This window comes from Streptomyces sp. NBC_01214 (genome assembly GCF_026340975.1).
Lineage (GTDB): Bacteria > Actinomycetota > Actinomycetes > Streptomycetales > Streptomycetaceae > Streptomyces.
Genome location: NZ_JAPEOS010000003.1, coordinates 1,292,404 through 1,306,898, shown reverse-complemented (window position 1 = coordinate 1,306,898; position 14,495 = coordinate 1,292,404). Strand labels below are relative to the sequence as shown.

Sequence of the window (14,495 nt, the reverse complement as noted above, 5' to 3'; positions counted from 1 at the left end):
CTCTCACTCCGGGGTGACGACCGTGGTGCGGCCGAGGTCGGGCTGGTCGGGCAACGGCAGGACGGGGCCGGGGCGCTCCGGTACGAGAACGATGATCTCCTTCTCGTCCGCTGGGTCGTGCCACGGGGTCCGGGGGCGTAGGGCATGCCCCAAGGCCCCCGGGCCGCGCACCGACCGGCAGGTAGAGGTGGTCCAAGAGCGGCACGCGGCACGTTGTGTGCCGATGGCTTCGCGGAACCCGTGGCACTCGGGGGTGAGTTCGCCGGCCTCGCCGTGGGCCATGCAGAGGTTGAAGGGGCGCCGGTGTCCGGGAGTTCGTCGAAGGAGGCGGCCACGTCGGCGACGGAGCGGACGCGATGGTCCTCGTCCCCGTGGTCGAACCAGCCGAATCAGGACCCCGCGGCGGCCGAGCGGGCCGGTCCACTGGTAGCGGCTCAGGGCGTCCCGGTGTTCGGCGGGCCGGGCGCCGGAGGTGGCCGCGGCGAGCCGGCCGGGGACCGTGCCGCCCTGGAGCATTGCGTCCTCGGGACCGTCCGCGGTGAACGGCGGGCCGTCCACACCGCGTGCGCCGAGGGGCCCGTTCCACGTGGGCGCGGCAGCGAGTGTCGTTGCCGTACGAGCCGCACTCGCTCTGACCGGCACGACAACGAGGTCGAAGCAGCCGTCCGCCTCGAACTCGAAGCGCGGGACGGGGCGGGAGGGGGCGGGACGGGGCGGGGCGGGGCAGGTGGAAGCCTTCGACGGCAAGGGTCGGGCGGGCGGACCGTCACAGTCCCCTTCGGAAATACGGTTCGCCATCGCATGCATGAACGCATCGACCGCACCGTCGACGATCGCTCGATCGACTCCGAAGGGCTCCGATCGGATCGCTCGCACCCCTCGAAACGATCGGATCGGTTCCTTATGATGCCGCTGCCGGGAGGGACCGCGCAGACCGCAGGGGGACACTTTGAGACCGCACGTGAACCAGCGTCGGACCCGCGTACTCGAACTCGTCCGGGCCCGGGGCACGGTGCGGGTGACGGACCTGGCCCGGGAACTCGGCGTCTCGCCGGTCACCCTGCGGCGGGACATCGAGGCGATGACGGCGCGGGGCGAGGTCCGGCGGATGCACGGCGGGATCGGCCGGGTGGAACCGGGGAGGCCGGCAGCCGCGGTGACGGGGCGGACGGCCGGGCTGCGGGTCGGGATGGTGGTGCCGACGGTCGACCACTCCTACGCCGATGTGGTGCGCGGGGCCCGCGAGGCGATCGAGGCGCGGGGCGCCCGGCTGACCGTGGGCCTGACGCGGTACCTGACGGGCGAGGACCGGATACAGGCGGACCGGCTGCTGTCCACGGGGGCGCACGGGCTGCTGTTGACCCCGAACTGGGAGACCGGATCCCCCCGGCCCGGGGAGGGCGCCTGGACCGCGGAACTCCCGGTTCCTGCCGTACTGGTGGAGCGCTGGGCCCCGCCGGGGCATCCGGCGGCCGCCTTGGACCGGGTGGCGTCCGACCACGCGCACGGCGCGGCCGGGGCGGTCCGCCACCTGGCCGGGCTGGGGCACCGGCGGATCGCACTCGCCGGCCGGGACACCCCGGCGACGGCCCGGCTGCGCGCCGGGTACGAGGCCGCCGTGGCCGCCCTCGGTCTGGAGCCGGCGCCGCCGTGGCCGCCCGCCGGACCGGTCCCGCTCACGGAGGCCGGCCTGTTCGCCCGGAGCCTGGACTACCTGTGCGGGGCGGTGACGGCGGGCGGGGTGACCGCGGCCCTGGTCCACGGCGACACCGACGCGATCATGCTGATCCCGAGGCTCCAGGCGCGGGGCGTACGGGTGCCCGAGGACCTGGCGTTGATCGCGTACGGCGACCAGGTGGCCGGGCTGGCCGGTGTACCGCTGTCGGCGGTGGCACCGCCCCAGCACGAAGTGGGCAGGCGGGCGGCGGACCTGCTGCTCGACCGGCTGACCACCACCGGCCAGGAGACCGGCCCAGAGACCGGCCCGGAGACCGGCCCAGAGACCGGCCCGGAGACCCGCCAGGAGACCTGCCAGGAGACCGGCCCCCGGCAACACGTGGGGTTGCTCCCGCACCTGACGATCCGCTCGTAGGGCGTGTCCGCACAGTGGGTCGGTGGTTGCGTCGAGGCCGCGATGGCCCGCCTCCGCGTCGAGCGGTACGGGCCGGGACGGCGTGCGTCCGCCACCGGCTCCCCGCAGGGATCGGAGCCGGCGGCACTGGGCGACGGGGACCCGCCCGGCCGGACCGGAAGGCCGAGCTTGTCCGTCGCGGCGGCGCCGCACTACGGTGCCGGTGTGGACCTCTTCACCCGTTCCTGGACGGCCTTGCGCACGGCGGTCGCCGAGATCCCCGACCCGGACTTCGGGCGCCCGTCGGGCTGCGCCGGCTGGCTCGTACGGGACCTCGTGTGCCACCTGGTCATCGATGCCCAGGACGTCCTGATCACCCTCGCCACCCCCGCCGCGAAGGAGCCGACCGTCGACGCGGTGACCTACTGGCACGTCGCGGACCGGCCCCCGACCGGCGAGGACCCGCTCGAAGCCCTCACCGTCCGGCTGGCCGCCGCGTACGGGGACCCGCACCTGCTCCGGTTCCACCTCGACGACGTCGGCTCCGCCGCCGGCCGCGCCGCCGAACTCGCCGACCCGAGGACCCGGGTGGGCACCCGAGACGAGGTCCTCACCGTCAGCGACTACCTCGACGCGTACGTCCTGGAGTGGACGCTGCACCACCTCGACCTGATCGCCCACCTCCCGGACGCACGGACCCGGCCGCCCGAGGAGGGCCTGGCCCGCTCCCGCGCCGTGCTGGAGCGGATCGCCGGGGCGGCGTTCCCCACCTCGTTCACCGACCGGGACGCGCTCCTGGTCGGCACCGGCCGCAGCGCGCCCACCGACGCGCAGCGGGCCGAACTGCGCGACGTGACGGTGAAGCTCCCGCTCGTGCTGAGCTGAGCCGCCCCCGCCGCAAACGAGTAGCGGGGCCGTGCCTGGTCAAGGGGTGCTGATCGCCCTCCGGGCGATCGAGGCGCTCGTTCCGCTGAACGGATGCAGTCGTCGAGCATCAGGACGTCCGCAGGGATCACAGCGGCACCATCCCGCGTTGAACCGTCAAACGGTGCGCTCCGCACTAGCGCACCGCACCGCTGGCCCCTGGGATGAGGAGAATCCGATGCATGCCGCCGAGGAGAACCGGCCGGAGCTGGACTCGGTCAGCGTCCTGAACGCGAAGAGGACGCTGCTCCAGCTGCTCGGTCGGGCGGGGGTCTCCGCCGACGATGCGGAGGTCCTGATCGCCCTGGTCGAGGCGGGCGCCTTGGCCGGCGCGTGCGAGGAGGTCGGCGCGCTCGGGGGGTCCGCCCCGGGGGACAAGGGCGAGCCGTACGAGTCGGGCTGGCTGGACGGTGCCCGTGCCGCAGCCGACGAGCTCGGCGCGCTCGCCGATCGGGCACTGGGGCGAACCGTCGACCCCGACGGACCGAGCGCCGCCCCGGCCGCCCGGCCACCGGTCGGGCGCGTGGAGGTGGAGCAGGCGAAGGCAGCCGTCACCCCCCTCTACCTCACCTTCACCGCCGCCTCCGACCTCGACCCCGAGGTCACCGAGGAGGTACTCCGTGCCGTCCTCGCCACGATGACTCCCCGGCAGAGGGCCCGGTACGCCGGCCGGCTGGCAGATTTCGCCGCAGCGCACCGGGCCCGCCTGGAGCGGTTGTACGTGGAGTACGGGCCCGGCAGTGCCACCGCCATCCACGGCCGCTACTCCCTGCTGCACTCCGCCACCAGCGTCGCCGTGCTGGAGCGACTCGCCACGCCAGCGGCCGCACTGCGGGAGGAGTGGGAGGCCGCCGAGCTGCCACCCGCCTGGCTGGACGGTCCGATGAGGGCCTGGGACGCGGTGGGCTGACCCGCGCTCCGACGACGGCCCCGGCCTGCTGAGGGGGCACGCCGGAGGGAAGCAGCGCCCGGTCCGGTGCGCGGCCGGAGTCGGCGGGCGACGGCCTCTCTCCTCCGTACGACGCGGTCACTGCGCTAGCCGTCGGACGGCCGTCACGACGCTGCCCCCTGCCTCCTCCGTCGACATGTGGTGCGCGGCGACCGCGGCCGCCTTCGCGTACGACGGCTCTCGTACGGCAGCGGTGAGCGCGTCGGCGAGGACTTCGGAAGTCAAGGAGCGGAAGGGGATCGGGGCCGGCGCTGCGCCGATCGCAGTGAGCCGGGCGGCCCAAAAGGGCTGGTCAGCGGCGACCGGTACCGTGACGGAGGGGATCCCGGCGCGGACTGCCGCCGCCGTGGTGCCGGCTCCGGCGTGGTGGACGACGGCGGCCAGCCGCGGGAACAGCAGAGCGTGCGGTACGGCGCCGACGGTCAGGACGTCGTCCCCGTCGGCGGCGAGCCCAGCACTGCCCGACTGGAGGATCCCGCGCAGCCCGGCCTTCCGCAGGGCACCTACGGCGATCTCGCTCAGGCGGTCCCCGTGGCCGGCGGCCATGCTGCCGAAGCCGACCAGCACCGGTGGCGGTCCGGCAGCCAGGAAGTCCTCCAGGTCCGCGGGCAGCCGACGGCCGGCGTCGACGTACGGCCACCAGGAGCCGGTCACGGTCAGATGGGCCGCCCAGTCGGACGGGCGGGGTACCAGCGCCGTGCTGAAGCCGTGCAGGACGGGCCAGCCGGCTTCGTCCTGCCGCCGGCGCATCCGTGCGGCAGTCAGCGCCGGCAGGTCAAGGCGTTCGCGCAGCCGTACCACCGCCGGCTCGAAGACCCGGTCGGTCATGCGCAGGGCGAACCGTCCGGCGGCGCGGTTGCCGAACCGTCCCAGCGAGCGGGTCCCCATCAAGGTCGGGGCGAAGTCGCCGGTCGGGGCGGTGGGCTGTAGGTACACGCCCATGCTCGGTACCCCGGTGGCTTCGGTGAGGTGCCAGCCGAGCGGAGCGGTGGTGGCCGACAGCAGGAGCAGGTCCGTGCCGTTGCCCACGGCATCGGCGAACCCCTCGCCCAGGTCCGTGATGAACGCGCTGGCGGCCCGCAGCAGTTGGCGCCTTCCCCGGACGTCACCGTGCGCCTGCGGATCGGCGGGCAGCGGTCGGAATTCCAGCCCGGCTTCCTCGGCAAGGGGTGCGAACGACTCCGTGGCGGCGAGGGCGACTTCGTGTCCGGCGTCGCGAAGGGCGGCGCCCAGGCCGGTGTAGGGTGCGACATCACCGCGTGATCCGGCCGTGGCGATCAGGATTCTCATCAGTGTTCCTCATACGTGATCCGTGATACGTGATCCGTGATGCGTGGTTCTTCGACGTGGATGTGGCGCAACGCGTTGGCGCGTACCGCTCGGGCCAGGTAGGCGGCCAGGCCGGGCCGTTGCTGCGAGGGCGGCACGACGAGGGCGAACGCGCGAGGATCGGCGGCGAAGTCGTCCGCGATCCGCCGGTGCATCTGGGGTGGGCAAGGCGTGAACCAGCGGGACACGTGCAGCCGGTGCTCCTCGGCGATGTCCATGGCCCGTTCACCGTCGGCCGGATCGCCGTCGTCATGGGCGGCGAGCAGGTCCGCCCGCCATGCGGCGGCCTCGGCCATCAGCCGCCGCCAGTCCTCCTTGGTGTGGGCGGAAGCCCGCGCCATCGCCTCCCGGTGCCCGTTCGAGTCCCGCCACTTCGCTTGGGCGTCGGTGGCGTAGGTGAGGTCGAAGGCGACCTCCCCGAAGACCTCGAAGCGTTCCTCGGGCGTCAGGGACACGCCGGTCTGCTGGACCTCGATCGCCCGCTCGGCCACCTCGGCCAGGCGCTGCAGTCGGGTAATCTCCTCCGTCAGTTGCCGCTGCCGGGTCCGTAGGTGCTCCAGCGCACTGGCTTGCGGGTTCGCGAGGATCTCGGCGATCGCGTCCAGGGGAAAGCCCAGTTCGCGGTAGAAGAGGATCTGCTGGAGCCGCGCCAGGTCGGCGTCGTCGTAGCGGCGGTACCCGGCCCGGCTGCGGTCGCCGGGCGAGAGCAGCCCTGCCTTGTCGTAGTGGTGCAGCGTGCGCACGGTCACCCCGGCGAAGGCCGAGACCTGACCCACGGTATAGCCCATGGACCGCCCTTTCGTTCGTCTACAGCCTCAAGCCTGACGCAGGGGGAGGGTCAAGCCGGGATCTTGTGGCGCCACCGGCACGGGCGCCGTCACGGGCACTGCCGGCGGCACGGGCGCTGCCACCGGGACGGGACGCGTTGTCGGAGGGGCGCTCTAGCATGGGCAAGGCCTGATCATCCCCGGGCCGCGCAGCCGGTGACGCTGCCTCGGCCCCCGCGCGAGGAGCCGCACCATGCCGTCCAGCACCACCGCCCCGCCGCCGTACGTCGTCCCCTGCGCGGGGCCGGACGGTTCCGGGACGCGGTACGCCCTCGTCGGCGCCGACGGGCGACTGGTGCGGGCGCCGAAGCTGAGCGCGGTCGGGGCGTTCCACCCGGACGGCGGGGGCGGGTTCGTCGCCCCCGCCGCCGACCTCGAGGGCCGGTGCGGCTACCTCGACCACCGCGGTGCGTGGCTGGCCGAACCGGCGCTGCCCTACACCGAGATGTTCGAGGACGACGGACTCTCCCGGTTCCAGGCGCAGGACGGCCGCTGGGGCTACGCCGGGACGGACGGCACACCCGTCATACCGGCGACCCTGACGGAGGCCCACGTGTTCCGCCACGGCCTGGCCGCCGCCCGCACCGAGGACGGGACGGGCTACATCGACGCCACGGGCCGCTTCGTGATACGCCCGCAGCACGCAGGGGCGGGGCCGTTCGCGCCGAACGGGCTCGCCGGCGTACGGATGGCCGCCGGCGGACTCTGCGGCTACATCGACCGCACGGGCCGTACGGTCATCGAGCCGCGGTTCGACGGGGCACGGCCCTTCGGGCCCGACGGCACGGCGCCCGTGCGAGTGGGCGACCTGTGGGGCCTGATCGACGAGAAGGGGAACTGGATCGTCGAGCCGTCCTTCCGGATGTTCAACCCCTTCGCCGCGAACGGCCTCGCCTACGTCCTCGGCGGCACCGTCGGCGACCACTTCCGGGGCTTCCTGAACGCCCGCGGCGAGCTGGTGATCAAGGCGGAGAGCAACCGGCTCTCCGAGGAATTCCGGTGCGGGCTGGTCCGTTTCGACAACGGCTACGCGCACGGCTACCTCGACGCCGCCGGCGAGGAGGTCATCGAGCAGGAGTACGAGTGGGCGGAGGACTTCGACGACGCAGGCGCCGCGGTGGCCCACTACCTCGAACCCCTGGACGAGGACGACCCCGAGGAGGCCCGCGCGGCCGCCGCCAACCGCCCCTCCGGGCGGGCTTGGGGCGTCCTGCGCTCAGACGGCCGCTTCATCCCCGTCCAGCATCTGGAGCCCCTCACCGACGCCGGGGGCTGGGTCCTCGGATTCGGCTACCGGACCGGACTCGCCGCGTTCGTCACCCGCGACGGCGGGGTGGCCCACGTGGACCGCGACGGCATGGACGTCTGCCGGGTCGAGGCCAGCGCGGACGGTGCCGTCCTGCGCCTGGTGAACCGGGCCGGGACGACCCTCTGGGAGACCACCGAGGCCGAGGGCACCTTCGCGTCCGTGGAGCCCGCCCACTGCCAAGAGGCCCACTCGTACTTGGTCTACCCCGGCGCCCCGGAACGGGACGTTGCCGACCTCGCGGGCGAGCTGCTCGCCGCCGAGCCCCGCCCGTTCGAGCCCTGCTCGCTGATCTTCGACAGCAGGGAGGACCCGTACGAGCCCGCCGAGGCCGAGGACGACCCGGACGCGGACGGCATTTCGTTCGGCGCCATGAGCGTGGTCGCGGAGACCTTTCTCTATGCCGAGCACCAGCACGAGTTCTCCTTCCTCCAGGACTGGGCGAACGAACGGTTCGGTGAGATCGAGGCCGACATGATCGGCCGGCTCACCGCCCGCTTCGGTAACCCGCTCCCGGGAGCCGAGCTGTGCCTGCGCTACGGCGACGGCGAGTCGTCCACGGTGTGGCAAGTCGGCACCCAGCAGCTCGTCCTGCAGTCCTACTTCCTGGTCGGCGACGGGGACGTGGAGATCCAGCTCTGGCTCGCCGCCGTCGCGCAGTCCGACGAGGCCGCGCAGCCCTAGCCGTAGCCACCGGCCGTAGCGGCGCGGTGTGCGCCGTGCGCCGTGCGCCGTGTTCCGCCTGAGTGACGTTACGGGTGGACCCTACTGACCACGCGGGCCCGCACGCAGTGATGGCGGAGCAACAGGAGTACCCCGTGACATCGGGCGCAGGCCAGCGAGGCGAAGGCCTCAGCCGACTCGTCGACGAAAGCGCACAGTTGCTTCACGGCCTGCTGGCAGGAGCGTCCCGAGGACGGCGCTGGTTGGTCGTAGTCGAGGTCGGGACGCGACAAGTAGCGATCAAGGTAGGCACTGGCGAGCAGGAGCCGGCCGATGAGGTCGCGGAACTCGGTCCTGTGGGCCACAGCGACCAGCCAGGCGGCTCGGTCTTGCGCTCGCGCCAGCCACCCTCGAAGAGGACGCCGAGCCCTGCGGGAGTGAACTCGTAGGCAGCCTGCGCCAGGTCCCGCACGAACGTGGAACGCTCGGCCGCGTTCATCCGGTGCAGACTCCCGCCCACCTGACCCGGGACGGTACGTACGCGCCACGGGTTTGCCCACCGCCTCGACGGCAGGTGGTCCTGGTTCCGAGAAGCAACCAGGGCGAACGAGACGGCGCGCCGGACCAGACGGGCTGGACCTCGCCGACCGGCCGGGGGAGTTGGATCCCTCACCCCGCGGTGAGCCCCGACCGCGTCCTTGACGTGCACCGTGGACCGCGCCGCCGTCCGTGAGCGGGGCCTTGGATCACCGCAGGCCTTCTGCCTCCCCTTCGGGCCGCCTACGATGGCCACCACGGCGCGCCACAGGGGGCGGAGCTCGGAACACCATGAGTCGCGAACCAGACCCAGCCGTCCTCTACCCGGACGTGGCCGCCCACGGCAGTCTCGCCGCTGCACTCCAAGCCGCAGCCGCTGACCAAGGCCTGTCCCTTCCCCTGGCCGTCACCCCGTCCAATCCACTGCGTCATGCCACGATCACCAGTGTCGTCCCGCAACGCCACTCGTCCTACGTTCTGGCGCATCAATACGAACGAAGCTGGACCATCTGGGGCTCGTTCAACGACAGGCTCATGATCTGCGGCAGCACCGAGGACATGCGTGCACTTCCCCCAGTGATCCGCGGCTGGGCGGAGGGGGCCGGCCTCGACGAGATCAGGCGGGCTGCGACCTTCGACCTCCTGACCGGACGTTTCGAGGTCCCCGACAAGAACCCCGCCGACGTCATCTCCTCAGAGTGGCAATGGCTACTGAAGGATGCCGATGGCGCCGACTGGCCGGAGTACCAGGCGCTCATCGAGCCGCCCACGCCGAACCGAAGCTCCGCAGGCTCTACCCCTACACCGGCTACTGGGCACTGGGCTTCGCCCACACGCCCGACGGCCCGTTCTCCCCGTCCTTCGTGTCGATCGACTCCCCCCTGGGAACCGGCGACTACACCATCAGGGAGTGGTGGAACGGCCCCGCCCTGCACCAGGTCGCCACAGTCGCCGAAGCGATCGCCATCGCCGTCGACCGGATCCCTGCCGACCTACTCCAAACGTCCTCTGAGAACCCTGTACGAGACTCCTGAGCGCGGCACCGGCGCCACAGGAGGGAAAACGATCGGGCAGGGCCGACCGCGTCCACCTTCGGCGTTCCACCGGCTAGGTGGCTGAACGGCTGCGGGTGCGGGTGCGGGTGCCGGTGCGGGTGCGGGTGCAGGAGATTGGCGACGACGAGGGCCAGAGGCTGCTGCGGATCATTCGCCTGGGCACCGGGTCGGTGGTGACCTGGCGGCGTGCCCAGGTGGTGCTGTCGTCCGCGCAAGGGATCTCCGTCGCCGAGGTCGTGACGGTGACGTTCACCAGCCCGGATCGGATCCGCAACGTCCTGCACAACTTCAATGCCGACGGTTTCGACTCGCTCTACCCGAAGTACAAGGGCGGGCGGCCCCGCATCTTCACGCTGCCCGAGCGCCGCGAGATCAAGAAGATCGCGAAGTCCAAGCCGGCCGAACCCGGCCTGCCGTTCTCGACCTGGAGCCTGGTCAAGCTGGCCGACTTCGTGGTCGCCGAGGGGGTGGACGACGAGGGGGTGGTCGACGACATCGGCCACGAGGGCCTTCGGGCCCGTGAAGACCTGGCAGGCCTCGAGCGACCCCGGCTACGAGGCGAAGAAGGCCCGGGTCTAGCACCTGTACGCGATCGCTGACGGCGAGGTCGTCCCCGAGCACGGGAGCCACGGCCACGTCGTCGGTCCACCTACACCCGCCCACGCGGCGTCCGGCATCTGTTCGCCGCCTACGACCCGGGCAAGGACCAGTTCTACGGCCACATCAAGAAGACCAAGAACCGCTCCAAGTTCCTGGAGTTCTGCCGCTACCTGCGCTCCCTGCACCCCATCGGGAAGCGCATCGCGATCGTGTGCGACAACCACTCGTCGCACCTGACCACGAAGCGGTGCCGCCAGGTCGTGTACCGGGCCGAGGCCGCAACGTCGAGATCGCCTACACCCCGACCAGCTCCTCATGACTGAACCGCATCCAGGGCCAGTTCGCCGCCCTGCGCTACTGCACCCTCGACGGCACCGACCACGCCAGTCACAAGGAGGAGGGAAGCATGATCCGCCGCTACATCATCTGGCGGAACGAGCATGGACAGGGCGAGCGTCTACGCGGGGTCGTGAACAGGGCGAACGTCGCCTGCCGCAGCCGCGCCCCGACGGAACAACGCGGTCCATAGGAATGTCACGCCGAACAGTGCCGACTCGGGTGGTTCCTCACGCATGCGGCGCAGTTCGACCTCTACCAGGTCAGAGAAGATCCAGCGCAGCGATTCGGGTGTGTAGGCGAGGCCGCCCTGCAACTCGCGTTCACGGTAGAGGTCCGCGTCGGCGAGTTCCGACCCCGTTCCCGCCTCGCCGGCGGCGAAGCAGGTGAGTGCGAGATGGCCGCCAGGTGCGAGGACGCGGTCGAGCAGGGCCAGGTAGCTGACGCGGCGGTGCGGCGGTAGGTGGTGGAAGCATCCTGAGTCGACGACCAGGTCGTAGGGGCCGTTCAACTCGCTGGCGGGGAGGGCGAATGCGTCACCGCACAGGAAGCGGATGTCGACTCCAGCCTCGTGGGCCCGGTCCTCGCTCCAGGCGACGGCAACGGGAGAGAGGTCGACGGCGTCCACCTCGAAGCCGCGCGATGCGAGGTACAGAGCATTGCGGCCCGGCCCGCACCCCAGGTCCAGGGCCCGACCGGGAGCGATCAGGCCCCGGTCGAGGTAGGCGGCCAGGTTCTCGTCCGGCTTAGACACGAAGAACGGGACGGGCCTTGACCGGTCGGCATAGAAGCGGTCCCAGAAGCCCTTGCCGTCGCCCGTCGCCAAGCGGCCGGCCTCGGTTGTGGAGGCGAAGAGCCCGTCCAAGAGCGCGAGAACGTCCTCGACAGTGCGTACGGTCCGGTCCATCCGGTCCCCCCTTTCGACCGAGACAGATGATAGGAACGGCGGGCGTGAAAGGCCAGGTCAGACGACATATCACGACGGCCGGAGTGGGCTGCTGCGACCCCCGGAGAAGGCAGGGAAGACCCCCTCCAGACGTCGCCCCGGTGTCCACCCAAGCGCCCACCAGAGGCCGGAAAGGGGCCATCCTCGGCCGCGTCGGGGAGACTATTTCCAGGAGTTTTCCAGCGGCACTACAGGGCGAACGTTGTCTGATGCGGCAGTAGGGCCTGTATCGAAAGTGGATCTTCCCCGATGAATGATCTTCGTTCATGGGGCGGGGTGATCTCACCGATGAACAGTGGGCAGTGTTGGAGCCGTTGTTGCCGACGGGGGCGAAGGCGGGGCGGCCGCCTGTCCGGTCCCGGCGGCAGTTGATCGACGGCATGCGGTTCCGGGTCCGAACGGGCGTTCCGTGGCGGGACGTGCCCGTCGAGTACGGCCCGTGGGGCAGGATCTACGACTTGTTCCGCCGATGGCAGCGAAACGGCACCTGGCACCGGGTCTTCAGCCGGCTCCAGTCCCCGGCCGATGGGAAGGGTGCGATCGTGTGGGATCTGAGCGTCGGTTCCACGGTGTGCCGCGCCCATCAGCACGCGGCTGGAGCCGGGAAGCAGGGCGACCTTCAGAAGGAACCGCCGGGTGGTGTCGTCACCGAGTCCCGTGATCATGGGCTGGGACGCTCGCGCCGCGGGTTCACCACCAAGGTGCACCTGGCCGTCGAGCAGGGCCAGAAGCCCATGTCGATCGCGGTAACGGCCGGGCAGCGCGGCGGCCGGCCGCCGAAGTTCGACCCGGTCGACCACCGTGAGCGCCACGCGGTCGAGTGTGGGATCAACCGCCTCAAGAGGTACCGCGCCGTCGCCACGCGATACGACAAGCTAGTGGTCCGCTACGAGGCGACCGTCCTCATAGCGGCCATCGACGAATGGCTGCAACCAGTACACATCAAGCGCGTCCACAACCAGCCCGCAGGCATGGAGGTGCTCTCACTCCACGGCAGCATCGAGGAGAATCTGCGCCAGCTCGCGCGGCTGGGAGAACATCGGCCAATGGCCGGTGTCCATCTTGACCAGCCGCCAGCGCTTGCTGTTCAGCAGCTCAGCCACATCTTCGTCGGGCTCGGCGTCGTCGGGCTCGGCCCCCGGCATCACGCACAGGATGTACGTCGCCGGAAGTTCACCGAGCGGCCCCGCCAGCACAGCGGGCTCGGTCAGCGTGGCACCGGGGTGAGGCGTCGAGCCACGCACGAGGCGTGCGATCTGCTCATCGGTGAGACCTTCGCCGTCGTAGTGAGCAGCTGGCGCAAGCGGCCAGAACCCCCCGTTCTCGGCGATCGATGCCTCCACTGCCTCCCCGCCGTCCGGCCAGGCGGAGACAAACGACTCGCCGTCCGTTGGAACACTTGAGTCGACGAATACCACGCGGGCCAGTCGGTCACCGATCCGCTCCGCAGCCTGACCGACCGGGATGCCCGAGTAGCTGTGACCCACCAGGACTACGTCACGCAGACCCTGGCGTTCTACCTCGGCAACGATGTCCTGGACGTGAGTCGCTTGCCCCGCCGGTACACCCCGCTTGTCAGCAAGACCGGACAGCGTCAGCGGATAGACGCCGTGGCCAGCCGCACGCAGAAACGGCACCACCTCGCCCCACGCCCACGCCCCGAGCCGTGCACCTGCAACCAGCACGAAATTCACCATGCCCGCACCGTAGCCCGGCAGCCTGACGATCTCCTAGAAGATACTTTCGATGCACGCCCTAGCAGACCGCCGCCCGCCAACGGCACGCCCCGGCGGCGCTGCTGGCCGCCGGGGACACGTGGGCCGGTGCTCATCCGTCGCAACCTGCACCTGCGGGTGGAGTCCGGGGTGCTGTCCGGCATCGACCTGGCCTCGGTCCTCCCCGCCGTACTGGAGTTCCAGCGCGACATGGTCAGCGAGCCCTCCCGCGAGGGCATCGCCGCGGCCGCAGCCTCCGGCAAGACGCTCGGCCGGCCCGCCGGGTCCTGGACGCCGCCGGCGCCCGCGACCTGCCCGAGCAACTCGACGTCCTCCCGGCCGGAGCCGATGAGCAGCACCAACAAGGCAAGGCCGCGCCGAAACCGGAATTCACCCTCGGCCTGCCCGGCCGGCTCGCCGACCACCTGCGCACCGCAGGCGACGAGACCATCCGCCGTCCTACGCCGCCGGACGCACCCGCCGTCCGCCGCTACGCGGACACCTCCAAAACGGTACTGCTGTGCCCGTAGCGGTACCGATCCCAATCCTGCATGGGATCTGACGCTCTGCAGGCACTCACTGGGCCTCGTCGCTTCGTACGTTTCCCCGGTACGTCACTGCGTCGGGGCCGATGCCCAGGGCGGTGAGAAGGACGTTGATCGCGACTTCGTCGTCCTCGGTGTCCTTGAGGACCGACACGATGGTGTCCTTCAGAAGGCTGGTGTTCAGCCGGTAGAGGGCGAAGTGGATCCCTCTGATCTGGACCATCGCCACATCGACCTCGGAGAGCTCTTCCCAGCCGTGCTCGATCGACAGCCTCAGTCGGTGCGCCAGGACCTCCAACGGAGGCGCGAGACAGGCCACTTCGCGGAACAGGCCTGCGACGTACCACCACATGCTCGTCTGCCACGCGGGGTTCGGGTTCGGGCACGCTGAGACGGGTGCCTCCAGCCAGGCGGCTTCCGGGCCAGGCACATCGAAGTTCAAGATCTTCCACCCCCGTTTTGACCGCAGCCTACTCGGGTCGTCCAGCCGAACCATTGAGGCCCTGCCACAGCCACACGCTGAGGAAATGGGGTGTGGGAAGGAACCACTACGAGCGGCCATGGCTACGGGTGAGGCCGCCCAGGTTCTCGCAGCGCTCTCAGACGAGCGCGTGCCCCTGGGGCCTGAGCCAGCTCACCTGGAGGTCCTCCACCGCTGTGACCGTAGCGGGTGACGTCGGGTGGCCGGTTGG

At 71.2% G+C, this 14,495-nt stretch carries 12 protein-coding genes and 2 pseudogenes; 7 read left to right on the top strand and 7 right to left on the bottom strand.

The window, feature by feature from the left end:
- Positions 1 to 3: 3 nt before the first annotated feature.
- The gene (locus tag OG594_RS42305; protein WP_266607700.1) at positions 4 to 282 is read right to left on the bottom strand and encodes a hypothetical protein; all 279 of its coding nucleotides are present in this window, start codon (positions 280 to 282) and stop codon (positions 4 to 6) included.
- A 667-nt stretch (positions 283 to 949) separates the two neighbouring features.
- Between OG594_RS42305 and OG594_RS42300 the strand changes: the two genes are divergently transcribed.
- From OG594_RS42300 to OG594_RS42290, 3 genes are all read left to right on the top strand, one after another.
- Positions 950 to 2,092, top strand: a complete 1,143-nt coding sequence (locus OG594_RS42300) for a LacI family DNA-binding transcriptional regulator (protein WP_266607699.1) — start codon at positions 950 to 952, stop codon at positions 2,090 to 2,092.
- A 204-nt stretch (positions 2,093 to 2,296) separates the two neighbouring features.
- A complete protein-coding gene (locus OG594_RS42295; RefSeq protein WP_266608848.1) occupies positions 2,297 to 2,956 on the top strand; it encodes a maleylpyruvate isomerase N-terminal domain-containing protein in 660 nt (219 codons plus the stop codon).
- 217 nt (positions 2,957 to 3,173) lie between these two features.
- Positions 3,174 to 3,905 carry a hypothetical protein gene (locus OG594_RS42290; RefSeq protein WP_266607698.1) on the top strand — a complete coding sequence of 244 codons (732 nt, stop codon included), beginning with the start codon at positions 3,174 to 3,176 and terminating at the stop codon, positions 3,903 to 3,905.
- Positions 3,906 to 4,022: 117 nt separating this feature from the next.
- Here OG594_RS42290 and OG594_RS42285 read toward each other — a convergent pair whose 3' ends face one another.
- Both OG594_RS42285 and OG594_RS42280 read right to left on the bottom strand, forming a co-directional pair.
- Positions 4,023 to 5,234, bottom strand: coding sequence for a glycosyltransferase (locus OG594_RS42285; protein ID WP_266607697.1), 1,212 nt, complete (start codon positions 5,232 to 5,234; stop codon positions 4,023 to 4,025).
- On the bottom strand, positions 5,234 to 6,061 hold the full coding sequence (locus OG594_RS42280; protein WP_266607696.1) for a MerR family transcriptional regulator: 828 nt from the start codon (positions 6,059 to 6,061) through the stop codon (positions 5,234 to 5,236). The genes OG594_RS42285 and OG594_RS42280 overlap by 1 nt, the downstream gene beginning before the upstream one ends.
- 232 nt (positions 6,062 to 6,293) lie before the next feature.
- Between OG594_RS42280 and OG594_RS42275 the strand changes: the two genes are divergently transcribed.
- The gene (locus OG594_RS42275) at positions 6,294 to 8,090 is read left to right on the top strand and encodes a WG repeat-containing protein (protein ID WP_266607695.1); all 1,797 of its coding nucleotides are present in this window, start codon (positions 6,294 to 6,296) and stop codon (positions 8,088 to 8,090) included.
- 68 nt (positions 8,091 to 8,158) lie between these two features.
- On the opposite strand, the gene OG594_RS42270 is transcribed toward OG594_RS42275, so the two are convergent.
- Positions 8,159 to 8,434 (bottom strand): hypothetical protein, encoded by a 276-nt coding sequence (locus tag OG594_RS42270; RefSeq protein ID WP_266607694.1) that lies wholly within the window; start codon positions 8,432 to 8,434, stop codon positions 8,159 to 8,161.
- A gap of 876 nt (positions 8,435 to 9,310) precedes the next feature.
- Here OG594_RS42270 and OG594_RS42265 point away from each other — a divergent pair.
- Positions 9,311 to 9,640: a DUF6193 family natural product biosynthesis protein gene (locus tag OG594_RS42265; protein ID WP_266607693.1), complete on the top strand. Its 330-nt coding sequence runs from the start codon at positions 9,311 to 9,313 to the stop codon at positions 9,638 to 9,640.
- Between the two features lie 101 nt (positions 9,641 to 9,741).
- Positions 9,742 to 10,790, top strand: a pseudogene (locus tag OG594_RS47250) (helix-turn-helix domain-containing protein).
- Here OG594_RS47250 and OG594_RS42255 read toward each other — a convergent pair.
- A complete protein-coding gene (locus tag OG594_RS42255) occupies positions 10,719 to 11,504 on the bottom strand; it encodes a class I SAM-dependent methyltransferase (protein ID WP_266607691.1) in 786 nt (261 codons plus the stop codon). The pseudogene OG594_RS47250 and the gene OG594_RS42255 sit on opposite strands and share 72 nt — an antisense overlap.
- Before the next feature lie 305 nt (positions 11,505 to 11,809).
- Here OG594_RS42255 and OG594_RS42250 point away from each other — a divergent pair.
- Positions 11,810 to 12,418: pseudogene (locus OG594_RS42250) on the top strand (IS5 family transposase); the annotation flags it as partial.
- A gap of 108 nt (positions 12,419 to 12,526) precedes the next feature.
- Here OG594_RS42250 and OG594_RS42245 read toward each other — a convergent pair.
- A complete protein-coding gene (locus tag OG594_RS42245) occupies positions 12,527 to 13,240 on the bottom strand; it encodes an alpha/beta fold hydrolase (RefSeq protein WP_266607690.1) in 714 nt (237 codons plus the stop codon).
- Between the two features lie 594 nt (positions 13,241 to 13,834).
- On the bottom strand, positions 13,835 to 14,245 hold the full coding sequence (locus tag OG594_RS42240; RefSeq protein ID WP_266607689.1) for a hypothetical protein: 411 nt from the start codon (positions 14,243 to 14,245) through the stop codon (positions 13,835 to 13,837).
- Positions 14,246 to 14,495: the final 250 nt, after the last annotated feature.

What these genes read in the sequence shown, in the direction of transcription:
- OG594_RS42305 (WP_266607700.1), bottom strand. Translation starts at nt 282, where the DNA reads ATGGCCCACGGCGAGGCCGGCGAACTCACCCCCGAGTGCCACGGGTTC.
- OG594_RS42290 (WP_266607698.1), top strand. Translation starts at nt 3,174, where the DNA reads ATGCATGCCGCCGAGGAGAACCGGCCGGAGCTGGACTCGGTCAGCGTC.
- OG594_RS42285 (WP_266607697.1), bottom strand. Translation starts at nt 5,234, where the DNA reads ATGAGAATCCTGATCGCCACGGCCGGATCACGCGGTGATGTCGCACCC.
- OG594_RS42280 (WP_266607696.1), bottom strand. Translation starts at nt 6,061, where the DNA reads ATGGGCTATACCGTGGGTCAGGTCTCGGCCTTCGCCGGGGTGACCGTG.
- OG594_RS42275 (WP_266607695.1), top strand. Translation starts at nt 6,294, where the DNA reads ATGCCGTCCAGCACCACCGCCCCGCCGCCGTACGTCGTCCCCTGCGCG.
- OG594_RS42265 (WP_266607693.1), top strand. Translation starts at nt 9,311, where the DNA reads ATGGCTACTGAAGGATGCCGATGGCGCCGACTGGCCGGAGTACCAGGC.
- OG594_RS42255 (WP_266607691.1), bottom strand. Translation starts at nt 11,504, where the DNA reads ATGGACCGGACCGTACGCACTGTCGAGGACGTTCTCGCGCTCTTGGAC.
- OG594_RS42245 (WP_266607690.1), bottom strand. Translation starts at nt 13,240, where the DNA reads ATGGTGAATTTCGTGCTGGTTGCAGGTGCACGGCTCGGGGCGTGGGCG.